This window comes from Cedecea neteri NBRC 105707 = ATCC 33855, from assembly GCF_001571265.1.
In the GTDB taxonomy this organism is placed as follows: domain Bacteria; phylum Pseudomonadota; class Gammaproteobacteria; order Enterobacterales; family Enterobacteriaceae; genus Cedecea; species Cedecea neteri.
This window is the reverse complement of the sequence record NZ_BCTL01000039.1, coordinates 25219-48443: the sequence shown is the minus strand read 5'-3', so window position 1 is coordinate 48443 and position 23225 is coordinate 25219. Positions and strand designations below refer to the sequence as shown.

The following is a 23225-nucleotide window of genomic DNA, read 5'->3' as shown; positions in this document are numbered from 1 at the left end:
AAACATGGAGTAAGCAATGCAGAAAAAATGGTCCGATGTTGATGAGTACCTCGTTCATTCCCTGATCCCTTCCGATACCGTTTTCCAACAAATCCTCGACAATAATCATGCCGCCGGGCTACCCGCCCACGATGTAGCCCCTAACCAGGGGAAATTTCTTCAGCTGCTGGTAGAAATAACCGGCGCGCGCAAAATCCTCGAGATTGGTACGCTGGGGGCGTACAGCTCCGTCTGGATGGCGCGAGCCCTACCCGCCGGCGGCAAGCTAGTTACGCTTGAAGCCGACCCTCGTCACGCCGAAGTTGCGCAAAAGAATATTAAGCTCGCAGGGTTGGAAAAAACTATTGAATTGCATATCGGCCCCGCGGCAGAAACGCTGGCCGTTTTAAGTCACGACGCGCCGTTCGATTTGATTTTTATCGATGCCGATAAGCCTAATAACCCGGTTTATCTGGAATGGGCATTGGAATATTCACGCCCAGGCACGTTAATTATCGGGGACAACGTGGTGCGTGACGGTGAGGTTGCCAACCCCGACAGCGACGACGATCGCGTGCAGGGCGTGAGAACCTTTATCGAATTGATGGGAAACAACCCAAACCTTTCTGTCACCGCCCTACAAACGGTCGGCAGTAAAGGCTGGGATGGTTTTACGCTGGCAAGAGTGAAATAAAGCCACCCCCTTTTCCACTGGAAAGGGGGTGGTATCAGAGTGCTACCTGTTCCATCGCCTGCAAAATACGCTTATCGGAAATCGGGTACGGGGTTCCCAACTGCTGAGCAAAATAGCTGACGCGCAGCTCTTCTATCATCCAGCGGATCTCCTGCACCTCTTCGTTTTCGCGACTGGCCGGCGGCAGCTTGTTCAACCACTGCTGCCATGCCTGCTGCACGCTTTCCACTTTCAGCATTTGTGCACGGTCGCGGTGCGGATCGATAGCCATTTTTTCCAGCCGTTTCTCGATAGCCTGTAGGTAACGCAGCGTGTCGCTGAGGCGCTTATAGCCGTTGCCGGTGACAAAACCTCGGTAAACCAGGCCGTTCATCTGCGCCTTAACATCCGACAGGCCAAGCGCCATGGACATGTCCACGCGTCCTTTCAGCCGTTTGTTGATGTTAAACACCGCCGTGAGGATCTGCTCGACCTGTTTGGCAATCTCAACCACCGTGTCGTTTAGTTCTGCACGTACTTTTTCATGCAGCACGGCAAATCCTTCTTCGCTCCAGACCGGCCCGCCGTTTTGCGCAATCAGCTTATCAATACCGCAGGAAATGCAGTCGTCGATCAGCTCCAGCACCTTGCCATACGGGTTAAAGTAGAGTCCCAGCTTGGCTTTGTTCGGCAGTTTTTCGTGCAGGTATTTCACCGGCGACGGGATGTTCAGCAATAGCAGACGGCGCAGCCCGCGCCACATCGCCTGCTGCTGCTCAAGCGGGTTATCAAAGAGCTTAATCGCCACGCTCTCTTTTTCATCCACCAGCGCCGGGAAAGCCTTCATCCGGTAATTGCCGCGTTTCTGCTCATAGCTTTCCGGCAGCGAACCAAAACTCCAGATGTGCAGCCCGCTCTGCTCGATGCCGTCATCCGCCACGGCGGAAAGCGTCTGCTGCACTTTATCCTTCAGCCCGCCTTTTAGCTCACTGAGGTCTTTACCCTCTTTCAGCTTCTTGTTGTGCTCGTCCACCACGCGGAAGGTCATTTTCAGGTGATCGGGCACCTGATCCCAGTGCCAGTCTTCCCGGTCAATGCTGATACCCGCCATGCGGCGGAATTCACGCTCCAGGCTATCCAGCAGCGGCAGTTCCAGAGGCGTGGCCCGGCCTAAAAACGCTTCCGCATAGTTAGGGGCTGGTACAAAGTTGCGGCGCACCGGCTTCGGCAGAGATTTGATCAGGGCGATAATCAGTTCACGCCGCACGCCGGGAATTTGCCACTCAAAACCAGACTCTTCAACCTGGTTCAGCAGCGGCAGCGGGATGTGCACCGTTACGCCGTCGGCGTCCGCGCCAGGCTCAAACTGATAGGTCAGCCGCAGTTTGAGGTTGCCCTGGTGCCAGAAGTTCGGGTAGTCCAGCTTGCTGACCTGCTCCGCGCCTTCCCTGATCAGCATATTTTTTTCAAAATTCAGCAGATCCGGCGTTTCGCGGCTGGTCTTTTTCCACCAGTTGTCGAAGTGACGCGCGGAAATCACATCATGGGCAATGCGCTGGTCATAAAACTCAAACAGCGTTTCGTCATCCACCAGGATGTCGCGGCGGCGGGACTTATGCTCCAGATCTTCTATTTCTGCCCGCAGCTTGAGGTTGTCGCGGAAGAACGCGTGGCGGGTTTGCCAGTCGCCCTCGACCAGCGCATGACGAATAAACAGCTCGCGGCACAGCGCCGGATCGATATCGCTGTAATTCACTTTACGCGCCGCCACAATCGGCAGGCCATAAAGGGTCACTTTTTCCTGCGCCATTACCGCGCCCTGGGCTTTCTCCCAGTGCGGTTCGCTGTACGAACGCTTAATCAGGTGCTGCGCCAGCGGCTCAATCCACTCCGGGTCGATCCGGGCAGCAATGCGGCCCCACAGGCGGCTGGTCTCCACCAGCTCGGCCACCATCGTCCACTTCGGCGGCTTTTTAAATAAGCCGGAGCCTGGGAAGATGGAGAAACGAGCGTTCCGCGCCCCGGTGTACTCCTGCTTTTCCGTGTCCTTTTGCCCGATGTGGGACAGTAGCCCGGTCAGCAGCGCCGAATGCACCGAGCGGAAGTCACCCGGTTCGCTGTTCACCGGCAGGCCAAGCTCTTTCACCACCTGGCGCAGCTGGGTGTAAATATCCTGCCATTCGCGCACTCGCAGGTAGTTGAGGAAGTCCAGCTTGCACTGGCGGCGGAACTGATTCGAAGAGAGCGCCTTTTGCTGCTCGCCGAGGTAGTTCCACAGGTTCACGTAGGCCAGGAAGTCCGACTCTTTATCGTGGAATCGGCGATGCTTCTCGTCCGACGCCTGCTGCTTGTCCATCGGGCGCTCACGCGGATCCTGAATCGACAGCGCAGAAGTAATGATCATCACCTCACGCACGCAGCCAAATTTCTGTGCTTCCAGCACCATTTTGGCGAGGCGCGGATCGACAGGCAGTTGTGAAAGCTGGCGACCAGATGGCGTCAGTTTATAAACGCTATGATCTTCGTCGCTGGTAATGGCGCCCAACTCTTCCAGAAGGCGGACACCGTCCTGGATGTTGCGTTTATCCGGCGCCTCAACGAACGGAAACGCCTGAATATCCCCCAACCCTAGCGCCGTCATTTGCAAAATGACCGACGCCAGGTTGGTGCGCAGAATTTCCGGGTCGGTAAATTCCGGGCGAGAGAGGAAATCATCTTCGGAATAAAGACGGATACAGATCCCTTCCGACACGCGGCCGCAGCGGCCTTTACGCTGGTTGGCAGAAGCCTGAGAAACCGGCTCAATCGGCAGGCGCTGGACTTTTGTCCGGTAGCTATAGCGACTGATGCGCGCCGTGCCGGGGTCGATAACGTACTTAATGCCCGGCACGGTCAGCGAGGTTTCCGCCACGTTGGTCGCCAGCACAATACGCCGCCCGACGTGGGCCTGGAAAACGCGGTTCTGCTCGCTGTTCGACAGGCGAGCATAGAGCGGCAGAATTTCCGTATGCGGCAGGTTGAGCTTAGTTAGCGCATCAGCGGTGTCGCGAATTTCACGCTCGCCGCTCATGAAGATCAGGATATCGCCCGCGCTTTCATGACCAAGCTCGTCAACGGCATCGAAAATCGCCTGCAGCTGATCGCGGTCGGTATCATCGTTGTCTTCCACCATCGGGCGGTAGCGCACTTCCACCGGATAAGTACGGCCAGAAACTTCGATAATCGGCGCGTTGTTAAAGTGGCGCGAGAAGCGCTCCGGGTCGATGGTCGCTGAGGTAATAATGATTTTAAGATCGGGCCGTTTCGGCAGCAGTTCGCGCAGATAGCCCAGCAGGAAATCGATATTCAGGCTACGTTCGTGGGCTTCATCGATGATGATGGTGTCGTACTGCATCAGCAGCCTGTCCTGCTGAATTTCCGCCAGCAGGATCCCGTCCGTCATCAGCTTAACCATCGTGTTGTCGCCGACGTGGTCGGAGAAACGTACCTTATAGCCTACGCAGCCGCCGGGTTCGGTTTGCAGCTCTTCCGCAATACGGTTAGCCACGGTACGTGCCGCCAGACGGCGAGGTTGAGTGTGTCCAATCAACCCTTTAACACCGCGCCCCAGCTCCATACAAATTTTTGGCAGCTGGGTGGTTTTACCTGAGCCGGTTTCACCTGCCACGATCACCACCTGGTGGTCGCGCACGGCGTTCAGAATGTCCTGTTTTTTCTGGCTAACGGGCAGGTTTTCAGGATAGGTAATCGCCGGACGCGCGGCCTCACGCAGCAGCACTTTACCTGCCGCGGCGTCTATTTCTGCGGCCAGCGTGTCGAATAAGGCCTGCTGAGAGTCAGCGTTTTTAATTTTCTTCGCACCGTGAAGACGGCGAGAAAAGCGTTGTCTGTCGCGAAGCATCAGCCCGTCAAGACGGGCAAACAAAGAGGACAGCGAGGGTTTTGTCATTTCCATTTTATCTATCGTTATTTCGCTACCGGGCACAACCGGATAAGTCACGGCGTTGATTTCAGCTATTTTACCACACCCCGGTTTTTAGCGCCTTGTTCAATAAATTCGAATATAGGGTTCGATATATTGCGCTATCTCTGTAATCGGATTGTGAATACAGTAAGTCCTAACGAACGGGCGCACTGTCCCACTGACCAAACACTAAGGAATCACTCCATGAGCAAAGTATTAGTTCTGAAATCCAGCATCCTGGCAGGTTACTCTCAGTCCAACCAGCTGTCCGACTATTTTGTTGAACAATGGCGTGAGAAACACAGCGCTGACGAAATCACCGTTCGTGACCTGGCGGCAAACCCAATTCCAGTGCTGGATGGCGAACTTGTCGGTGCTCTGCGCCCTTCCGATGCGGCACTGACGCCACGCCAGCAGGAAGCTCTGGCGCTGTCTGATGAGCTGATTGCCGAACTGAAAGCACACGACGTGATTGTGTTCAACGCGCCAATGTATAACTTCAACATCCCTACCCAGTTGAAGAACTACTTCGACCTGGTGGCTCGTGCTGGCGTGACTTTCCGCTACACCGAGAAAGGCCCTGAAGGCCTGGTGACCGGTAAACGTGCCCTGGTTGTGACCAGCCGCGGTGGGATCCACAAAGACACCCCAACCGACCTGCTGGTGCCTTACCTGAATGTGTTCCTGGGCTTCATCGGGATCACCGACGTGAACTACGTGTTTGCTGAAGGTTTTGGTTACGGCCCGGAAGTGGCGGCTAAAGCACAGACTGACGCGAAAGCGGCTATCGACAGCATCGTTGCTGCGTAAGATTTGTTCCCGGAGTGGCTGGCCCTCACTCTGGACTGTCTCTTAGTCACAAATATGCTCTATGAAGGACTGGCCAAGGTTCCGTTCACTTCCAGTCTTGCTTCACATGTCACCATTGTACCGGTGAACGTCTCGGGAGAATCACCGTCATTCCCCCGAGACCCCGGACACGCTCACCGTTTCTGAACGTGCAGGGAAAACAGATCTATGGGTGAACGGAATAACTGCGGAGCGAAAGATACCTCCCAGATTTGAAAGGAAAATATCTAGCAGAGATAACCTCCGGGGAGAGGGTCACTTTACCGCTTAGGCTGATGCAAATCCTCAAACACCAGACGTTTACGCCCCGCCTCAACCTCCCGCAGCGGCTCAACCTGATGCATCGTCTGCTGGCAGCGAATCACTAAATCCTGGTACTCCTTCGTGCCCTGTTTCTTCCAGGCCAGCTCTTCAGGCCGTAATTCGCGTATCGCTTTCGCCGGGCTGCCGATTATCATCGTATTCGCCGGAAATTCCGCTTTGCCTTTAACAAAAGCCGCTGCGCCGACAATCGAATTTTCACCAATTTGTGCTCCGTCCAAGATCACCGCGTTCATGCCCACCAGCGCATTTTTGCCAATACGGCAGCCGTGCAGAATAGCGCCGTGGCCGATGTGGCCGTCCTGCTCGACAACGGTATCCTGCTCAGGAAAACCGTGCATCACGCAGTTATCCTGCACATTCGCCCCGTCTTCGACGATAATCCGCCCAAAATCCCCGCGCAGGCTGGCATTGGGGCCGATGTAGACGCGGTGCCCAAGAATAACGTCGCCGATCAGCACCGCTGTCGGGTGAACATAGCTGTCTTCCGGGACGACCGGCGTGAGGCCATCAATCTGATAAATGGACATACGGGTTCCTTATTTTAGGGGGTGAGTCCACCGAATCGCTTTTGGTAACCGCTTACCGGAGCGGGCAAATCGCCCACCGAGGTTTCACCCAGTTCGCTAACGTAGGTAAGCGCCCCGGCGGCGACCCGCTGATAGATATTGATACACAGCTGGCGGGCGTTCTGCCCCAGCCAGTGCGGCGGCAATAGTTCATCCGGCAGCAGCGGATCTTTCAGCACGACGCGGCGGTAGAAGTGGATCAGCAGCAACTGAATCTGGAAACAGCGCTGCGGCGTTAGCTCATCGCTTCCCGCCTCGCGCAGCAGCGGCAGAAGCGGACGAAAAGAGTTGATAAATTCAGCGTAACGTTCATTTTTGTCGGTCAGCAACCAGCATTCTTCCACGCGGGATCTCAGCGCAGCACGGGACGTTTGCAGCGGGGATTCAGCCTCAAAACAGATGACCTGTTCAGCGACGCCCGCCTCATGCAGCAGGCTTTGGATGTCCGCGAGGTTTTGCGAGGGCGAAGCCATCAGGTTCGGCGCAAGCGCCCCAAAGCCCTGCCAGATAAGCTGCTTTTTCACCTGTTGCAGCGTAGTTTTTTCCAGCCCTTCGGAAAGCAGCAGCAGCCATTTCCCGTCCCAGGCTGGCTGCCCGGCGCGATAAATTTTCGACTCGGCGCGGCGGGTCATCCTCTGGCCCATATCGGTCAGGCGATAAAAACTGCGGCGCCCCACTCGCTCCACGTCCAGCCAGCCCTCTTTATTGAGGCGAAAAAGCGACGTGCGCACAAAACGCTCGCCGAATCCCAAAGGCTCCAGCATCGCCGCCAGGCTACCCAGCCAGATTTCGCCGCCGCGATGAGCCAGCGCATCGCCGTACAAAGAGACAATCAGCGACGTGCCGCTGATGGGCACCGCGCTGACGGCCTGCTGAATAAAAGTGTCGAGTTTACTGCTCATCCTGCCTCATTGCCGCTATGGGAATTTCAGAGAAAAAACATAGCATAATAAAGCGGACGCCCCACATTGAATTGGCAATTATGATTCAAAAAATTTGAGATTCATCGCTGTGGCGTAACAGATAATTCAACGTACCGTCGGCCCCAGACGACGGCTAATCGGCTCAAACTCGGGCGTGGCATGACGAGGTAACGTGTCCGGCTTATGTTCATCCATCGCCTGCCAGTACGACCAGGGCACTTTACCTTGTCCCAGTTCATAATCCATGCCGTCCCAGGCGTCTTCGCGAAAGCTGTAGAATGCCCAGTGCGCCTGCGTTTTATCCAGCGCGCTGAGAACATCCTCGAGGTACTGACGGCACCCGGCCAGCTGACGCATACAGCCAAACTCCCCGGCCACCATGCGATTCTGCGCCACGCCACGTTGCTTAGCCCACCAGAACGGCTGCTGCAAATAGCCGGCCACGCGTTCACCGTTCCATTTTTCCTGTTTGCCGCCGAAAGGGACGGCGCCGGGATAGGCATAGGGCTTCAGGCGTTTAAGGTTGGGTGCACTGGTCGCGTCGTAGGGTTCGTACATATGGAAGCTGTAGAGCACGCGATTGTCGCCCAGGGCTGAAGGCCAGTAGCTAAAACTGTCGGCGGCGGCATACCAGCCGCTATCCACCATGATGGGCGTCGTCTTATCCACTTCACGAATCGCTTTGATCACCGTTTGATAGAACTCAGGCAAATCTCTGGCCGTGCCCTGATGCGTTTTGTACCAGGCTTTCATTTCATCCTGCGAAGCATGTTCCGGCAGGCCGGCCCGCTTCTCTGGTGCAGGCTCATTAATCAGGTTATAGGCGGCAATTGCCGGGTTATCTTTTAGCTGGCTGGCCAGATCGCGCCAGAACTGTGCGCTTTGCTGCCAGTAACGTTTATCCTGCCACAGCCGGTCATCAAACCGGCCATTATTGTTTTGCGCCCAGCGCATACCGGGCAGCGAAAGCGGCGTAATCACCACTTTAAGCCCGGCGGCGTGTGCACGCGCCAGCGTCTCTTTGAGCGTGTGCAGATCCTGCGCCATCAGCCCCTGATAATGGTCGGCATTGCCCAACAAAAAATCACGCTGTTCCGGCTGCCATTTGTCCCACGAAAGCCGTACCCAACTGGCACCGTAGCCTTTGAGAGCGGTGAAATAGGCCTGATCGGGCGGCAGGCGGTTAAAACTGTTACCGCCGTGCTGCGGCGAGTCCCAGAAGGCGATGCTGTCCACGGCAAAGGCGGAAGTAGAGATAAACGTCAGCCCCGCCAAAAGTGCTTTGAGTTTCATGGCAAATACCTCAATAACGAAAGAGGCAGCAGTATTGCCGGTCAGCGGGCATCGATTGTCAGAGGAATGTCAGGATAACGTTGCAGGCATTAGTTTTTCATCGTCGCCAGCGGACCCGCGAGGCGGTGCTCGGTTCTTACCGCCATGCTTCCCCGATTTTCAGCGCTGACGATGGCAACCGTGGCCCATACGCTGTCGACTGGCTTCGAAGGCCACGGCACCAGCCTCAGACGATCGTTTTTTGCCCACCAAATCTGGTTGTAGTCGCTACGATTAAGCAGCGATTGTTCAAGCCAGGGCCTGGGGCAAGCCGGTGCCACCTGCGGTGTATGGAGCGTGATGGCACGATCCTGAAGCTGGATCTGCGTTAATCCGCCAACGCCCTGTAGCGCCAGAGGCTGCCGCCATTGTTGCCCGCCGCCCGACACGGTCAGCACATAAACCCCTTCGCTCAGCGGCTGAGTAAACTCTTCGCTTTCGACCCGAAATGCACCTTCCGCTTCATACTGCACCGGCATTGTGGCGAACGCTTTTCTGCCATCCGGCAGCATCAGGCTAACGTTCAGGTCATGCCGGGGGCTCTTTCCGCTAAGTGTAATGCGATAAATGCGGTTAAGCGGCATATCACGCTGCATCAACGTCAGCGTTAAGTCGTCCAGCCACGCAGGGACTGCCGTAGAAAGATCTTTGCCACATTGCCGGCTGATCACCGCATCAAGCGCCTCTTTCCAGGCCTGCCGCTGTGCCTCGCTGTTCAGCCGGGGCCAGGCATCCATGAGTTGGCTGTTGGCAAGGTCATTTCGCTGGTTAAACAGCTGATGATATACGGGCTCCAGCGGCGTTTGGGGCAATGTTGCGCAGACGCTGAACGAGGAGACGATCAGCAGAGCTAACAGGGGCAGCTTCATTCCGCTAGCTCCAGCCGATAACCAATGCCACGCACGCTCGCAATAGGCAGGCCAGGAAGCTTTTGCCGTAATTGCAGAATATGGGTATCAACCGTCCGGGTCGACGGAAAATGTTGATAGCCCCAGACCTGATTAAGCAGTTCATCCCGGGTAAATACGCGCCCGACCATCTGCATTAGCATTGCCAGCAGCGCAAACTCTGTTGCTGTCAGTGCAACCTCTTTCTGCTGCCAGTTCGCTACCTGCCGCGCCGGAAGTAAGCTGAGCTCCCCGCAAATCAGCAGGCCATCCCCTAACGGGCGAAGCTGAGCCCGGATCCTTGCCAGCAGCTCAACGTGGGCAAAGGGCTTGCTCAGGTAGTCCCTGGCCCCGGCCTCAAGCCCCGCCACCCGCTCTTCAACGCTCACCTTTGCCGTCAGCACGATCACCGGCAGGGCTTTTTTTGCCAGCCACTGAGGTAAAAGCCGGAGGCTGTCGCCCTCCGGAAGCTGGCGGTCGAGAATAGCCAAATCCGCCTGATACCAATGGTCGAGGACATGCTCACTGCTTCGCAACCAGCGGCAGTGGAATCCCTCCTGCTGTAAGAATTCCGCCAGCCCTTCGCCCAGCGCGGTATCGTCCTCAATGAGCAATAAAGAATGCGCTTTATTCGGGATCATACGGCAACTCCAGGGTAAAAGTGGTTGGCGCGGCGCTGAACGTCAACCTGCCGTTAAGACGACGAGCAACGCGCTGAACAATGGTCAGGCCCAGGCCAAGATTGCTGTTTGACCAGCGCAAACGGCGGGTAATCCTCAGCGGGTTTTGGGCTACGTTTCCGCTATCGGCTATCTGAAAAATCAGGTGCGTTTTGCTTTTACGCACCGTCAGATGGACGGGAGGATCGCCGTGGCGGAACGCATTATCCAGTAAATTTGTCAGGCACAGGCTGCTCCAGTAGAGCGAAACGCCCACGGTCACGTTTTCGTCCAGGCAGTAAGTCAGCCCGTCCCGATTCTCACAAAGGTGATCGAGCCAGTCGCGGAGCTGTATCTGAGTGGGCGTTTCCAGCGTTTCCCGCTGATGCTCCGCTATCAGGTAGTGTTTACTGGTTTCGGCCATCTGACGCATACGCTGCAGCGTGTCGGCAAGGGCCACAAAATTAAGTTGGGCCCCTTCCGGCAGCTGGTCGAAGTCGCGACGAAAATGTTCGACAACGTTGCTCAGTTGGGCGATAGGCGTACGCAGTTCGTGGGTCAGCATTTGCGTGATAAACCGCTGACGCTCGCGCAGCAGGCGTCGCTGCCACGCCATCCATGCCAGCCCCGTGGCGGTAAACAACGCCAGCAGGCCAAAAAGCCAACGCCAGATATCGCGGTACCCTTCACGAACATTGACGCACAGCGCCCCTGCGCGCAAATCGCAGCGCCCTCCTGCATTCACGAGTTCGATGCCGGACTGCCGGGCCAACGGCTGCCAGGCCTGCGCCTCATAACGCCTCCAGTGCTGCTGGCTGAATCGCCAGAGCTGGCCGTTTTGCAGCAGCCAGTGTTGCCCCGCCAGCAACGCCTCAAGATTGTCATCAGACAGCGTCCCTATACCCGCCAGATCGTTCGGTCTCTCCCGCACATGTAGCGAGTTTTTTAGCGCGACCGCCGCCCCCGGATGGCGCAAGATATACTGCCAGGCACTGCTTCCCCCCAGCGGATAGAGAGGATTTGCGGCCAACCAGGCTGCAGAAGGTATATTCGGCTGGCATAAAGCCGCAATGAATGATTTCACTGCGGCCGATAACCCGATCTCGCTGGCACAGCGCTTGTCCAGGTGGTAAAACTCCGTGAGTTCCGGCAACGACCAGACCTGAAACTGTGGATACATGGATTCGGGCTTGAGCAGCGTAGCATCTAGCTGTTGCAGGGTTTGCAGCGAGACCTGCGCCGCAGGGGGCGCCTGGCTTAACGCCGCGTTAAACTTAGCTATCTGCTCAGTGAGATCCACGCCGCGTCCTGCAGCTGCGGGCAGCCAGCCGCTGACGCACAGGTAAAATAACGCTAAACGTAAATTGCGCGAGAGACGCTGGACCACGGAGGAGAACCTTAGTCAGTAGAGGATGGCAAGGTTGTAGCTCTGCGTCAGGTGGTTGTCAAAAGATTACGAAGAGAGAAAGTGGCTTCAATCTTCGTAATACCGCGGCATACTCAATAATACTCCACCGTATTTTTAATGGTGTAATGATCCACCTTTGGCGGCGTGACGGAATCATCCGTCATTTCCAGATCGCAGGACAGCGAGTTGAAATGGCCGTCATAATCACAGCTTTGCTTTGCAACACCGATAATTTTGCCGTTCAGGCTGGTCGTCGCGCTGTAATCCAGCTTTTTCTTTTTATCGACACCCGCTTTCGCCACGATGGCAAGTTCGCTGTCTTTCGATTTGGTGATTTTCCCTAGCGGATAGCCTTCGCCGTCGTACTTGTAGGTTACCAACACATCTTTGCCTTTGGCGGTGGTCACAAAATCGTTGTCGTCGGTATCATAGCTGATGCCCGCGGCAGGCAGCTCGGCAAGCTGGCATTTCCCCTGCAGGCGGACGCGTTTTTCAAGGCTGACGGCATCAATATAGTAGTTTGCATCGAGAGTCAGCGATGCCCCGCTGTTGTTCTCCAGATCGTGAAATTCCAGAGTATCGAAGCAGCCTTCTTTCGACAGCGTACCGCTGACCCTTTTCAAAACCTGTCCTTTCTCGTTCATCAGCGTCTGGCTAAAATCCTTTACCGGGCCGCGCATGGGATCAAAATCGAATTCGTTAGAAAAACTGGCCATTTCCGGCGTGTACGCCTGCGGCGACGTCGAGTTATCGCAGCCAACAAGGCTCAAAACCAGCGCACCGAGGGTAATGATTTTCTTCACGTTTTGCCGCTCTCCTGTTTTTATGTCATAACATGATATAAGCAAATACAACACTTTACACTAAAAGCGCTATTCTTAACGTTCAACTCAACATAAGGAAGAGATGATGAAACGTACCGTTTGGTTAAGTACGATACTGCTGATTGCTGCCGCACCGGCGTTAGCCGCACAGGGCAGCTGCGAAAAGGTGAAAGCGGACATTCAGCAGAAAATTATCAATAACGGTGTGCCTGAGTCAGGCTTCTCGCTCACTATTGTGCCGAACGATCAGGCAGACAAAGCCGGCGGCCAGGTCGTCGGCCACTGTGCTAACGACACGCAAAAAATCGTTTATACCCGCATCGCGGGCGGTGCTGCGCCGGAAAATGAAGCGCAATAATCGAAGTCAGGGTGCAAGGCACCCTGCTTTCCTTCATCTAATTTGCCTCAACTGCCGCAACTTTGACTGACGTTAATAACGCCTACCCCTAATTAAGTAACACTCTCCCCCGGCGCCCTCTGACGGGCAGCCTCAGCAATCACCAAAACTCAAAAACATAAATAATAACGTCTTCCACACGACAAAAAGTCATGGAGAGAGCGATGTCGAACCTCAATCATCCAGGCGGGATCAGCCGCCGCAGCCTGGTAAAATCTTCTGCAATTGGCGGCCTTGCGCTCGCCGCTGGCGGCATTTCACTGCCTTTTGGCATGCGTAGCGCGGCAGCCGCGGTCGCTGACGCCCTGTCTCCGGAAAGCAAAGACAAAGTTGTCTGGGGCGCCTGTTCGGTCAACTGTGGCAGCCGCTGCGCCCTACGGCTGCACGTTCGCGACGAAGAGGTTTACTGGGTAGAAACAGACAATACCGGGCTGGACACCTATGGCGATCACCAGGTTCGCGCCTGCCTGCGTGGGCGCTCTATTCGCCGCAGGATCAACCATCCAGAACGCCTGAATTACCCGATGAAGCGCGTGGGCAAACGGGGCGAAGGTAAATTTGAGCGTATCAGCTGGGACGAAGCGCTGGATATCGTTAGCGCCAGCCTGAAACAAACCGTCGAAAAATACGGCAACGAAGCGGTTTACATTAACTACTCTTCCGGCGTGGTCGGCGGGAACATTACCCGCTCTTCCCCATACGCCTCGCTGGTCGCCAGGCTGATGAACTGCTACGGCGGTTTTCTGAGCCATTACGGCACCTACAGTACCGCCCAAATCGCCTGCGCAATGCCGTACACCTACGGCAGCAATGACGGTAACAGCACGTCGGATATCGAAAACAGCAAGCTGGTCGTTCTGTTTGGCAATAATCCGGCGGAAACACGCATGAGCGGCGGCGGCATCACCTATTACCTTGAGCAAGCCCGCGAGCGCTCAAACGCCAGAATGATCGTTATCGACCCGCGCTACACCGACACCGCCGCAGGTCGTGAAGATGAATGGATCCCCATTCGCCCCGGCACTGACGCGGCGCTTGTGGCGGGCCTCGCCCACGTAATGATTAGCGAAAATCTGGTCGATCGGCCCTTCCTGGATAAATACTGCGTCGGCTATGACGAGACAGCCCTGCCTGCCGATGCCCCGCGTAACGGCCACTATAAGGCCTATATTCTGGGCGAAGGCGACGACAGGATAGAGAAAACGCCGCAGTGGGCCTCCGCCATTACCGGCATTCCTGCTGACAGAATCATCAAGCTGGCGCGTGAGATTGCCGGTACAAAACCAGCCTATATTGCCCAGGGCTGGGGCCCGCAGCGCCAGGCTAACGGCGAGCTGACCTCACGCGCCATCGCTATGCTGCCGATCCTGACCGGTAACGTAGGGATTAACGGCGGTAACAGCGGCGCGCGTGAATCCACCTATACCATCACCATTGAGCGTATGCCGGTGCTGGAAAACCCGGTAAAAACGCAGATCTCCTGCTTTAGCTGGACGGACGCTATCACTCGCGGCCCCGAAATGACGGCAAAACGAGACGGCGTACGCGGGAAAGAGAAGCTGGACGTGCCGATCAAGTTCATCTGGAACTATGCCGGCAACACGATAATTAACCAGCATTCCGACATCAATAAAACCCACGCCATTTTGCAGGACGATAAACAGTGCGAAATGATTGTGGTGATCGAGAACTTTATGACTTCTTCGGCGAAATACGCCGATATCCTGCTGCCGGACCTGATGACCGTCGAGCAGGAGGACATCATTCCTAACGATTACGCGGGCAATATGGGCTACCTGATTTTCATCCAGCCCGCCACCGCGCCTAAGTTTGAGCGCAAGCCTATCTACTGGATGATGAGCGAGGTTGCAAAACGCCTGGGTGATGAGGTGCATCAGGCCTTTACGGAAGGCAGAACCCAGCGCGAGTGGCTGCAATACCTGTACGCGAAAATGCTGGCAAAAGATCCGGCGCTGCCTTCCTATGAGGAACTGCGAGCGATGGGCATTTACAAGCGTAAAGATCCGGCTGGTCATTTTGTGGCTTACAAAAAATTCCGTGAAGATCCTCAGGCTAACCCACTCAAAACGCCGTCCGGGAAAATTGAAATCTATTCCAGCAAATTGGCCGATATCGCCGCCACTTGGGAGCTCGAAAAAGACGAAACCATCAGCCCGCTGCCGGTGTATGCCTCAACGTTTGAAGGCTGGGACTCTCCGCAGCGCGGCGAATTCCCTCTCCAGCTGTTTGGTTTCCACTACAAATCCAGAACTCACTCAACCTACGGCAACATCGACGTCCTGCAGGCCGCCGCACGTCAGGAGGTCTGGATTAACCCGCTCGACGCCAAACGTCGCGGCATTGCCAACGGCGACAAAGTCAGCGTGTTCAACGGACGCGGTGAAGTGCATATTGAGGCGAAAGTCACCCCGCGCATTATGCCGGGCGTTGCCGCGATGGGCCAGGGGGCCTGGCACGACGCCGACATGAACGGCGACCGCATTGACCACGGCGCCTGCATTAATACGCTGACCACGCACCGCCCTTCGCCGCTGGCAAAAGGCAACCCGCAGCACACCAATCTCGTTGAGATTAAAAAGATCTAAGAAGGAATCAGTCATGACCTCTGAACAACAACGCCTGTCGGCGGTAGCCCTTAGCGGCCGGGTGCTCGGAGCCCTGTTTTATCATGCCCCTGACCATCCAGACAGTGCCTCGCTGATGGCGATGCTTGCCGCACCGGACTGGGTGAGCGAATGGCCATTCCAGACCCCGACGCTGGCGCTGGTTGCGCCACTGATGGCTGCGGGCCTGGCAGACCAGAACACGTCGGTAAACGAAGAGTTCCAGCGCTTGTTTATCGGCCCTTATGCGCTTCCGGCCCCGCCGTGGGGTTCGGTTTATCTCGATAAAGAAAACGTGTTGTTTGGCGACTCGATGCTGGAGCTTCGCCAGTGGATGCGTGAACAAGGCTTTGCCCCGCAGACGGAACAAAACGAACCTGAAGATCATTTTGGCTTAATGCTGATGCTCGCGGCCTGGCTTGCCGACCAGGGGCTGCGGCAGCAGCTTGATGAGCTACTGGCCTGGCATCTGCTGCCCTGGGCCGAACGTTATCTGAGTCTGTTTACCGAAAACGCGGCGAATGATTTCTATCGTGGCCTGGGCGGGCTTGCAAAACTGACCCTCTCGGGCTGGCAAAACGGCATGTTGATGCCTGTCGCCAGCAAAGAGCTGCATTTCTAAGAATCCTGGGCTTTCAGGAAGCCGGACGCGTCCGGTTTCCTGATAAAACGGGGATTTCTGCCCCCACCAAATGTGACAACGTCACCTTACGTTAACATTTTTAAGACAAATCTTTACTTTTCCTCCACAGGCCAGAAGCCATAAGGCCTGAGCATTACTTTATCTAGTAAATCATTAGCCCCTTAATTGTCCCCTAAACTGGAATCCTTCCCGCTGCGTTGCTATAGCTCCAGACACCCTGCCGACACATGGCATAACAACAGGCCGCCCCTCCGGCGACGATAACGCGTGCACCCAGGGAGACACACTGCAATGCAAAACGCATCCTTCGCAACACGGTTCCTGCTCGGACTGCTTGCGCTTTTTTTAGTGCTCGGTCTACTGGTTTGGGGCATCGGCCTCGACACCCTTAAAGCCCGCCAGGTCGATTTACTCTACCTCGGGCAGCAACACTTGATTCTGGTCTTCAGCTCGATGGCGCTCGCCCTGCTGGTCGGTATTCCCAGCGGCATTTTACTCAGCCGACCTGCGGCCCGCCGCTGGGCAGAGTACGTCATGCAAATCTTCAACATTGGCAATACGCTGCCGCCGCTTGCGGTACTGGCGCTGGCGATGGTGATCATCGGCATCGGCGATAAGCCGGCCATCATCGCCCTGTTCCTCGCCTCGCTGCTACCCATCGTGCGCAATACCTATGCCGGGCTTTGCAGCGTTCCGGCGTCACTTATCGAAGCCGCCAACGGGATTGGCATGACCAAAATGCAGCGGCTGCGCCAGGTAGAAATCCCTAACGCCTGGCCGGTGATTCTTTCCGGCGTACGCATTGCCACCGCAATCAACGTCGGTACGGCGCCGCTGGCCTTTCTTATCGGCGCGAGCAGCTACGGCGAGCTTATCTTCCCGGGGATTTACCTGAATGACTTCCCAACGCTCATACTCGGCGCCGTGGCAACGGCCCTGTTTGCCCTGATTCTGGACCTGGCGCTTGCCAGCCTGGGCCGGGTCCTCAGTCCCCACACAGCCCAATAACAACAATAAGGAGCGTTTATGAGACTGCTTTCACGAATGCTGATAACGGCGTTTGCCGCGGCATCCCTTATCGCCTCGCAGGCCCAGGCCGCACCGCTGATTCTGGCAACCAAAAGCTTTACCGAACAGCATATTTTGTCGGCCATGACCACGCAGTATCTGGCTAAAAAAGGCTTTCAGGTGACGCCGCAGACCAACATTGCCACGGTGATTTCCCGCAATGCGATGATCAATAAACAGATTGATATGACCTGGGAGTACACCGGCACCTCGCTGATTATCTTCAACCACATTAATAAGCGAATGACGCCGGAAGAGTCGTACAACACGGTCAAAAAACTGGACGCTAAGCTTGGCCTCGTCTGGCTTAAACCGGCAGAGATGAACAACACCTACGCCTTCGCCATGAAGCGCGAACGGGCAGAAAAAGAAGGCATCACCACGATGTCACAGCTGGTGGAGCGCATCGAACATATTCGCCAAACCGATCCGAAACATAACTGGATGCTGGGCCTGGACCTGGAGTTTGCCGGGCGCAGCGACGGCCTGAAGCCGCTGCAGCAGGTTTACAATATGCCGCTGGACCGCCCGCAGATCCGCCAGATGGACCCCGGCCTTGTCTATAACGCCATCCGCGACGGTTTTGTCGATGCAGGTCTGATCTACACCACCGACGGCCGTATGAAGGGCTTTGACCTGAAAGCGCTGGTGGACGATAAGGGCTTTTTCCCTAGTTACGCTGTCACGCCCGTCGTACGTAAAGACGTGCTGGACTCGCATCCGGGGCTTGAGGAGGCGCTGAACACCCTTTCGTCCGAGCTGAACAATGAGGTGATAACAACCCTGAACGCTAAAGTTGATATCGACCATGAAACCCCGCAGCAGGTCGCCCGTGAATTCCTGCAGCAGAAAGGCTTGCTCTGAGGAGGCATCATGGAAACGTTACATTATATGATTGATAACGCAGGGTATATTGGTTCCCTCACCCTGCATCATCTGTGGCTGGTGCTGATCGCCGTCGGCCTCGCAATCCTGATCGGCGTGCCGCTGGGCATTCTTATCGTGCGCCATAAATGGCTCGCTACGCCAATTCTGGGCTTTGCCACGATTTTGCTCACCATTCCGTCCGTGGCGCTGTTTGGCCTGATGATCCCGCTGTTTTCGCTGATTGGTCAGGGTATTGGCGTGGTGCCTGCCGTCACGGCGGTATTCCTCTACTCCCTGCTGCCGATTGTGCGCAACACCCACACCGCGCTGGACAGCCTGCCGCCGGGGCTACGTGAAGCCGGACGCGGCATCGGCATGACCTTTTGGCAACGCTTGCGCTGGGTAGAAATTCCCATGGCGCTGCCGGTGATTTTTGGTGGGATCCGTACCGCAGTAGTGATGAACATTGGCGTCATGGCGATTGCCGCCGTTATTGGCGCGGGCGGCCTGGGCTTGCTGCTGCTGAACGGCATCGGCGGGAGTGATATCCGCATGCTGATTGCCGGGGCGGTGATGATCTGCCTGTTAGCCATCGTGCTCGACTGGCTGCTGCATCGCCTGCAGCTGCATTTCACTAAATGGTAACCCCGCCGTGAAGCCGTATTCAAAGGAGAGTTAATAATGATAAAACTTGAAAATCTCACGCGACAATTTGTGCAGAAAAACGGCCAGACTTTTAACGCCGTCGACAACATTAGTCTGAACGTTCCCGAAGGCGAAATGTGTGTGCTGCTTGGCCCTTCCGGCTGCGGTAAAACCACCACCCTGAAAATGATCAACCGCCTGATAAAACCCACCGGCGGTAAGATTTTAATCAACGGTCAGGACACCAACGACCTGGATACCGTCACCCTGCGCCGCAATATCGGCTACGTTATTCAGCAAATCGGCCTGTTCCCGAACATGACGATCGAAGAAAACATTACCGTGGTGCCGCGCATGCTGGGCTGGGACAAAGCCCGCTGTAAAGCGCGCGCCCAGGAGTTGATGAGCATGGTCGCCCTCGACCCTAACCGCTTCCTCAACCGCTATCCGCGCGAAATGTCCGGCGGCCAGCAGCAGCGTATCGGGGTGATCCGCGCCCTGGCGGCAGATCCTCCGGTGCTGCTGATGGATGAACCGTTTGGCGCGGTTGACCCGATTAACCGTGAAACTATTCAGAACGAGTTTCTGGAGATGCAGCGCCAGTTGAAGAAAACGGTGATGCTGGTCAGCCATGATATCGACGAGGCGCTAAAGCTGGGCGACCGGATTGCGGTCTTCCGCCAGGGCAAAATCGTCCAGTGCGCCAGCCCGGACGAGCTGCTGGCGAAACCGGCCAATGACTTTGTCGGGTCGTTTGTCGGCCAGGACCGCACGCTGAAGCGCCTCCTGTTGGTACAGGCCGGGGATGTGACCGACCAGCAGCCGACCATTACGGCTCGTGAATCCACGCCGCTGGCCGAAGCGTTTACCACTATGGACGACAACGACATGCGATCCATCACCGTCGTTGATGCTGGAGGTAAGCCGCTGGGCTTCGTTAAGCGACGTGAAGCGCGAGGCGCGACGGGCACATGTACCGATCTCCTTCACCCGTTCCGCGTCACAGGTCGCGCAGAGGAAAACCTGCGCATCGTGCTTTCTAAACTCTATGAGCACAACATGGTCTGGATGCCGATCACCGATGAAGAGGGTCGCTACAGCGGGGAAATTTCACAGGATTATATTGCCGATTATCTCAGCTCGGGCCGAACGCGCCGGGCGCTGAATATTCAGCAGAGTTAATCAACTTAATGCGCTGCCTCCCGGTGGCGCATTTTCCTTTTGAGCTTAGCGACGTTCTCCCCCACAATAGCGCCATTCCCCCGCTACCTTTTGCGCTATGCACCGTTTACATGCCTTTCCTGACATCAGAGAAATGCTTCGCCGGCTGGTGATTGCGGTCTTTATTGGCCTGGCCTCCGCGCTGGTTGTCTGGCTGTTTCGCCAGGCTATGTATCTGCTGGAAAACGCCTTCCTGGGCGACCACGGCGGCAGCCTTGTTGCGGCGGCATCCGCGCTCGCCCCATGGCGACGCGTGTTAACGCCTGCGGCAGGCGGCCTGCTGGCCGGGTTACTGCTGTGGAGCTGGCAGAGAGCAACCCGCCAGCGCCCTTCTGCCCCCACCGATTATATGGAAGCCATCGAAACCGGCGATGGTCGCCTGGACGTGCCATCCAGCCTGGTAAAATCCGCCGCTTCGCTGATCGTCGTGGCAAGCGGCAGCGCCATCGGCCGTGAAGGGGCGATGATTCTGTTGGCCACGGTTTTTGCGTCGCTGTTTGCCCAGCGCTTTACCCCTAACAAAGAGTGGAAGCTGTGGGTGGCCTGTGGGGCCGCCGCCGGGATGGCCAGCGCCTACCATGCGCCGCTGGCGGGCAGCCTGTTTATCGCGGAAATTTTATTTGGCTCGCTGATGCTTGCCTCGCTGGGGCCGGTGGTGATTGCCGCCGTCAGCGCCCTGCTGATGACGCATTTGCTCAACGGCGGGCAGACTCCGCTGTACATTGTGACGCTTCTTGATCCCCCGCAGCCTTCTCATTATGGGCTAATGGCGCTGCTCGGGTTAACGGCGGGTGTCGCCGGGCCACTCATGCTGTGGCTGCTGGCCAAAAGCAGCGCCCTGTTTCGCGGACTTAAGCTGTCTCCTCCGTTACAGCTGGCGCTCGGCGGCCTGATTGTCGGCCTGCTTTCGCTGGTGACGCCAACCGCCTGGGGCAACGGCTACAGCGTGGTGCAGTCGTTTCTTTCCAGCCCGCCCGCGCTGCTGTTTGTGGCTGGCGTATTGCTGTGCAAGCTGCTGGCGGTGATGGCAAGCAGCGGCTCCGGAGCACCGGGCGGCGTCTTTACGCCAACGTTGTTTATGGGCGCGGCGCTGGGCATGCTGTTTGGGCAGATTTGCGGGCTTTGGGGAGGCGGCGAACCGCTGATGATTCTGCTGGGGCTAACGGGAATGGCGTCTTTACTGGCGGCTACTACGCATGCACCGATTATGGCGACGCTGATGATTTGTGAAATGACCGGGGAATTTACGCTGCTCCCCGGCCTGCTGCTGACCTGCGTGATTGCCTCAACGCTTTCGCGTTGGCTACGCCCGCAGTCGGTCTACCGTCAGGGCGCTACGCAGCCGGGTTAGGTCGATATACGCCCCCAACTCGCGCTGTTCGGCCCGGGGCAGATACGGCAGCTCGCCCACCAACGGCCCCGGCAGTTTTTTGCTTAACACGTCAATGATTTCCGCGTAATGCGCCAGGCCCGGGTTGATGCGGTTCGCCACCCAGCCAATAAACGGCAGCCCGTCGTTGGCAATGGCCTGCGCCGTCAGCAACGCATGGTTAATGCACCCTTCCTGGATCCCCACCACCAGCAGCACCGGCAACTGTTCCTGAACAACCCAGTCCGACAGCGGACGCAGATCGTTCATCAGGCTACGCCAGCCGCCCGTGCCTTCCACCACGACGTGGTCCATTTGGTCGGAAAGCCTTTGCAGCCCGCTCGACAGCAGCGAATAGTTAATCGGCCCGTGATGGCTGATGCTGCTCTCTTCTTCGCTGAGCGCAATGGGGTTAATGGCTTCATAGGGCAGTTTGATCGTCGAGACGCTTTGCAGTACCAACGCATCCCTGTTGCGCAGCCCCTCTGGCGTCTCTTTACTGCCCTTAGCGACCGGTTTGTAACCGACGACGCTTTTCCCGCTGGCCGACAACGCCTGCAGCAAGGCTCGTGAAACCACCGTCTTCCCTACGGCAGTATCGGTACCTGTTATAAAGAAACGCTTAAGCATGACTGTCTCCCGAGGTAATGCTAGCCATATAAGTAAAGAGAAAAATTAACCCGGGAAGTCTAAAAGAATGGCGCTGTAGCCAGATTGAGATAGCGCAATTTTTGGTGAATCAGGGCCGAAGACTAGCCCTGCAGCAGACGAATTAATAAAGAGCCGTTATACATTGCATCTTTTACCAGCGCAGCGCCGGCCATGGTACCGCGATTATCAAACTGCGTACCTTCCACCACCGTGTGGCTACTGTAGGCGGGCAATGCTTGCTGACGAATACAGTCGGTTATCGCAGGGTGAAGGATTGCCGCAGCACGGTTAAGTGGTGAACCGATAAGAATTTTTTGCGGATTAAACAGGTTAACCATAATAGCCAGGATGCGGCCCACGTTTTGCCCGACGCCGATAATAATATCTTTCGCCAGCAGATCTCCGCTTAACGCTGCGTCGCACAGGGATTCCACACTCAGCGGTTGACCGTGCAGCATCGAGCCCATTGACTGGCTCATACGCTGCTGCGCCAGCTCCAGCACGCTTTCCACGCTGGCAATGGTTTCAAGGCAGCCGTGATTCCCGCAGTAGCAGCGTTTACCGTAGGGGTCGACCTGCGTGTGGCCAATTTCCACCAGACTACTGCTGCCAGCGTGCAGCAGACGCCCGTCGGTGATAACGCCGGCGCCGACGTTGTGGTCAATCACCACCTGGATAACATCCCTCGCCCCCTGAGAGGCGCCAAACAGCCCTTCGGCCATGGTCCATGCGCTAATGTCATGCTGAATAAACACCGGCACGCCGGTGCGGTTGCCCAGCGCTTCACCCAGCGGCATATCGCAGACATCATAGAACGGCATACGGTGAATAACGCCGCCAACGGTGTCAATAATGCCCGGCAGCGTAATAGCAATGGCGGTGAGGCGCTCAAGCTTTTGCTGATGGCGAATAAAGAATTGATCGACCTGAAAGACAATGCGTTCCAGCAAAGGCTGCGGGTCGTCCGTCGGCAGGTCTACGGTGTCTTCTACCACCAGCTTACTGCTGAGATCGCGCAGGCCGAGGGAAATCTCACCCCGGCTCAGGCGAATCGAGAGGTAATGCCAGGCTTCTGTTTCCAGCATTAAGCCCACCGCAGGGCGGCCACGGCTGCCGGGGTCCTGAATCTCCGTTTCCTGTACCAGATGCGCCTCAAGCATTTCCCGCACAATCTTGGTGATACTGGCCGGAGCCAATTGCGCCAGGCGGGAAAGATCGATTCGCGACACCGGACCGTGGGTATCAATCAAGCGATAAACAACGCCAGCATTGGTTTGTTTAATTTGATCGATATGGCCCGGTTGACTATCAGCAACCACGTGGTACTCCCTTTATTTTCGCGCTTCGAAATA

General features: G+C 56.4%; 20 protein-coding genes. 10 read left to right on the top strand and 10 right to left on the bottom strand.

Annotated elements, in window-relative coordinates:
* Positions 1–16: 16 nt before the first annotated feature.
* Complete coding sequence (locus CNE01S_RS16875) at positions 17–673, top strand: O-methyltransferase (protein WP_061277445.1); 657 nt, start codon at positions 17–19, stop codon at positions 671–673.
* Between the two features lie 34 nt (positions 674–707).
* Here CNE01S_RS16875 and hrpA read toward each other — a convergent pair whose 3' ends face one another.
* A complete protein-coding gene (gene hrpA / locus CNE01S_RS16870) occupies positions 708–4607 on the bottom strand; it encodes an ATP-dependent RNA helicase HrpA (RefSeq protein ID WP_061277444.1) in 3900 nt (1299 codons plus the stop codon).
* Positions 4608–4820: 213 nt separating this feature from the next.
* On the opposite strand from hrpA, the gene azoR reads away from it, so the two are divergent.
* Complete coding sequence (azoR, locus tag CNE01S_RS16865) at positions 4821–5426, top strand: FMN-dependent NADH-azoreductase (protein WP_008459208.1); 606 nt, start codon at positions 4821–4823, stop codon at positions 5424–5426.
* A gap of 299 nt (positions 5427–5725) precedes the next feature.
* Here azoR and paaY read toward each other — a convergent pair whose 3' ends face one another.
* From paaY to CNE01S_RS16830, 7 genes are all read right to left on the bottom strand, one after another.
* Positions 5726–6316 carry a phenylacetic acid degradation protein PaaY gene (gene paaY, locus CNE01S_RS16860; RefSeq protein WP_061277443.1) on the bottom strand — a complete coding sequence of 197 codons (591 nt, stop codon included), beginning with the start codon at positions 6314–6316 and terminating at the stop codon, positions 5726–5728.
* Positions 6317–6330: 14 nt separating this feature from the next.
* Entirely contained in the window at positions 6331–7257 is a 927-nt protein-coding gene (paaX, locus tag CNE01S_RS16855; protein WP_061277442.1) for a phenylacetic acid degradation operon negative regulatory protein PaaX, read from the bottom strand.
* Positions 7258–7383: 126 nt separating this feature from the next.
* Entirely contained in the window at positions 7384–8571 is a 1188-nt protein-coding gene (locus tag CNE01S_RS16850) for a glycoside hydrolase family 5 protein (protein ID WP_061277441.1), read from the bottom strand.
* Positions 8572–8660: 89 nt separating this feature from the next.
* Positions 8661–9479 carry a DUF2861 family protein gene (locus CNE01S_RS16845; RefSeq protein WP_061277440.1) on the bottom strand — a complete coding sequence of 273 codons (819 nt, stop codon included), beginning with the start codon at positions 9477–9479 and terminating at the stop codon, positions 8661–8663.
* Complete coding sequence (locus CNE01S_RS16840; RefSeq protein ID WP_061277439.1) at positions 9476–10138, bottom strand: response regulator transcription factor; 663 nt, start codon at positions 10136–10138, stop codon at positions 9476–9478. Before CNE01S_RS16840 ends, CNE01S_RS16845 begins: the two co-directional genes overlap by 4 nt.
* The gene (locus tag CNE01S_RS16835) at positions 10125–11543 is read right to left on the bottom strand and encodes an ATP-binding protein (protein ID WP_061277438.1); all 1419 of its coding nucleotides are present in this window, start codon (positions 11541–11543) and stop codon (positions 10125–10127) included. Before CNE01S_RS16835 ends, CNE01S_RS16840 begins: the two co-directional genes overlap by 14 nt.
* Before the next feature lie 113 nt (positions 11544–11656).
* The gene (locus CNE01S_RS16830; RefSeq protein WP_061277437.1) at positions 11657–12367 is read right to left on the bottom strand and encodes a YnfC family lipoprotein; all 711 of its coding nucleotides are present in this window, start codon (positions 12365–12367) and stop codon (positions 11657–11659) included.
* 106 nt (positions 12368–12473) lie between these two features.
* Here CNE01S_RS16830 and CNE01S_RS16825 point away from each other — a divergent pair, with 106 nt between their 5' ends.
* The 8 genes from CNE01S_RS16825 to clcB all read left to right on the top strand — a co-directional run bounded on the left by CNE01S_RS16825 (position 12474) and on the right by clcB (position 21204).
* Complete coding sequence (locus CNE01S_RS16825; protein WP_061277436.1) at positions 12474–12746, top strand: DUF1161 domain-containing protein; 273 nt, start codon at positions 12474–12476, stop codon at positions 12744–12746.
* A gap of 203 nt (positions 12747–12949) precedes the next feature.
* Positions 12950–15391: a selenate/tellurate reductase subunit YnfE gene (ynfE, locus tag CNE01S_RS16820; RefSeq protein ID WP_061277435.1), complete on the top strand. Its 2442-nt coding sequence runs from the start codon at positions 12950–12952 to the stop codon at positions 15389–15391.
* A 13-nt stretch (positions 15392–15404) separates the two neighbouring features.
* Entirely contained in the window at positions 15405–16031 is a 627-nt protein-coding gene (gene dmsD / locus CNE01S_RS16815) for a Tat proofreading chaperone DmsD (protein WP_061277434.1), read from the top strand.
* Positions 16032–16343: 312 nt separating this feature from the next.
* Positions 16344–17060: an osmoprotectant ABC transporter permease OsmY gene (gene osmY / locus CNE01S_RS16810; protein ID WP_045782415.1), complete on the top strand. Its 717-nt coding sequence runs from the start codon at positions 16344–16346 to the stop codon at positions 17058–17060.
* Positions 17061–17078: 18 nt separating this feature from the next.
* Entirely contained in the window at positions 17079–17984 is a 906-nt protein-coding gene (locus tag CNE01S_RS16805) for a glycine betaine ABC transporter substrate-binding protein (protein WP_061277433.1), read from the top strand.
* A gap of 9 nt (positions 17985–17993) precedes the next feature.
* On the top strand, positions 17994–18632 hold the full coding sequence (osmW, locus tag CNE01S_RS16800) for an osmoprotectant ABC transporter permease OsmW (protein ID WP_008459235.1): 639 nt from the start codon (positions 17994–17996) through the stop codon (positions 18630–18632).
* 36 nt (positions 18633–18668) lie between these two features.
* On the top strand, positions 18669–19814 hold the full coding sequence (gene osmV / locus CNE01S_RS16795; protein WP_061277432.1) for an osmoprotectant ABC transporter ATP-binding protein OsmV: 1146 nt from the start codon (positions 18669–18671) through the stop codon (positions 19812–19814).
* Positions 19815–19911: 97 nt separating this feature from the next.
* Complete coding sequence (gene clcB / locus CNE01S_RS16790; protein WP_061277431.1) at positions 19912–21204, top strand: voltage-gated ClC-type chloride channel ClcB; 1293 nt, start codon at positions 19912–19914, stop codon at positions 21202–21204.
* On the opposite strand, the gene bioD is transcribed toward clcB, so the two are convergent.
* On the bottom strand, positions 21157–21852 hold the full coding sequence (gene bioD, locus CNE01S_RS16785) for a dethiobiotin synthase (RefSeq protein WP_061277430.1): 696 nt from the start codon (positions 21850–21852) through the stop codon (positions 21157–21159). The two genes, clcB and bioD, sit on opposite strands and share 48 nt — an antisense overlap.
* 122 nt (positions 21853–21974) lie before the next feature.
* A complete protein-coding gene (gene mlc / locus CNE01S_RS16780; RefSeq protein WP_061277429.1) occupies positions 21975–23192 on the bottom strand; it encodes a sugar metabolism global transcriptional regulator Mlc in 1218 nt (405 codons plus the stop codon).
* Between the last annotated feature and the right edge of the window lie 33 nt (positions 23193–23225).

Coding starts and splice junctions, on each gene's coding strand:
- osmY (WP_045782415.1), top strand. CDS start 16,344: ATGCAAAACGCATCCTTCGCAACACGGTTCCTGCTCGGACTGCTTGCG.
- clcB (WP_061277431.1), top strand. CDS start 19,912: ATGCACCGTTTACATGCCTTTCCTGACATCAGAGAAATGCTTCGCCGG.
- dmsD (WP_061277434.1), top strand. CDS start 15,405: ATGACCTCTGAACAACAACGCCTGTCGGCGGTAGCCCTTAGCGGCCGG.
- CNE01S_RS16845 (WP_061277440.1), bottom strand. CDS start 9,479: ATGAAGCTGCCCCTGTTAGCTCTGCTGATCGTCTCCTCGTTCAGCGTC.
- osmW (WP_008459235.1), top strand. CDS start 17,994: ATGGAAACGTTACATTATATGATTGATAACGCAGGGTATATTGGTTCC.
- hrpA (WP_061277444.1), bottom strand. CDS start 4,607: ATGGAAATGACAAAACCCTCGCTGTCCTCTTTGTTTGCCCGTCTTGAC.
- CNE01S_RS16875 (WP_061277445.1), top strand. CDS start 17: ATGCAGAAAAAATGGTCCGATGTTGATGAGTACCTCGTTCATTCCCTG.
- CNE01S_RS16850 (WP_061277441.1), bottom strand. CDS start 8,571: ATGAAACTCAAAGCACTTTTGGCGGGGCTGACGTTTATCTCTACTTCC.
- bioD (WP_061277430.1), bottom strand. CDS start 21,852: ATGCTTAAGCGTTTCTTTATAACAGGTACCGATACTGCCGTAGGGAAG.
- CNE01S_RS16825 (WP_061277436.1), top strand. CDS start 12,474: ATGAAACGTACCGTTTGGTTAAGTACGATACTGCTGATTGCTGCCGCA.
- azoR (WP_008459208.1), top strand. CDS start 4,821: ATGAGCAAAGTATTAGTTCTGAAATCCAGCATCCTGGCAGGTTACTCT.
- ynfE (WP_061277435.1), top strand. CDS start 12,950: ATGTCGAACCTCAATCATCCAGGCGGGATCAGCCGCCGCAGCCTGGTA.
- paaY (WP_061277443.1), bottom strand. CDS start 6,316: ATGTCCATTTATCAGATTGATGGCCTCACGCCGGTCGTCCCGGAAGAC.
- CNE01S_RS16840 (WP_061277439.1), bottom strand. CDS start 10,138: ATGATCCCGAATAAAGCGCATTCTTTATTGCTCATTGAGGACGATACC.
- osmV (WP_061277432.1), top strand. CDS start 18,669: ATGATAAAACTTGAAAATCTCACGCGACAATTTGTGCAGAAAAACGGC.
- CNE01S_RS16805 (WP_061277433.1), top strand. CDS start 17,079: ATGAGACTGCTTTCACGAATGCTGATAACGGCGTTTGCCGCGGCATCC.
- paaX (WP_061277442.1), bottom strand. CDS start 7,257: ATGAGCAGTAAACTCGACACTTTTATTCAGCAGGCCGTCAGCGCGGTG.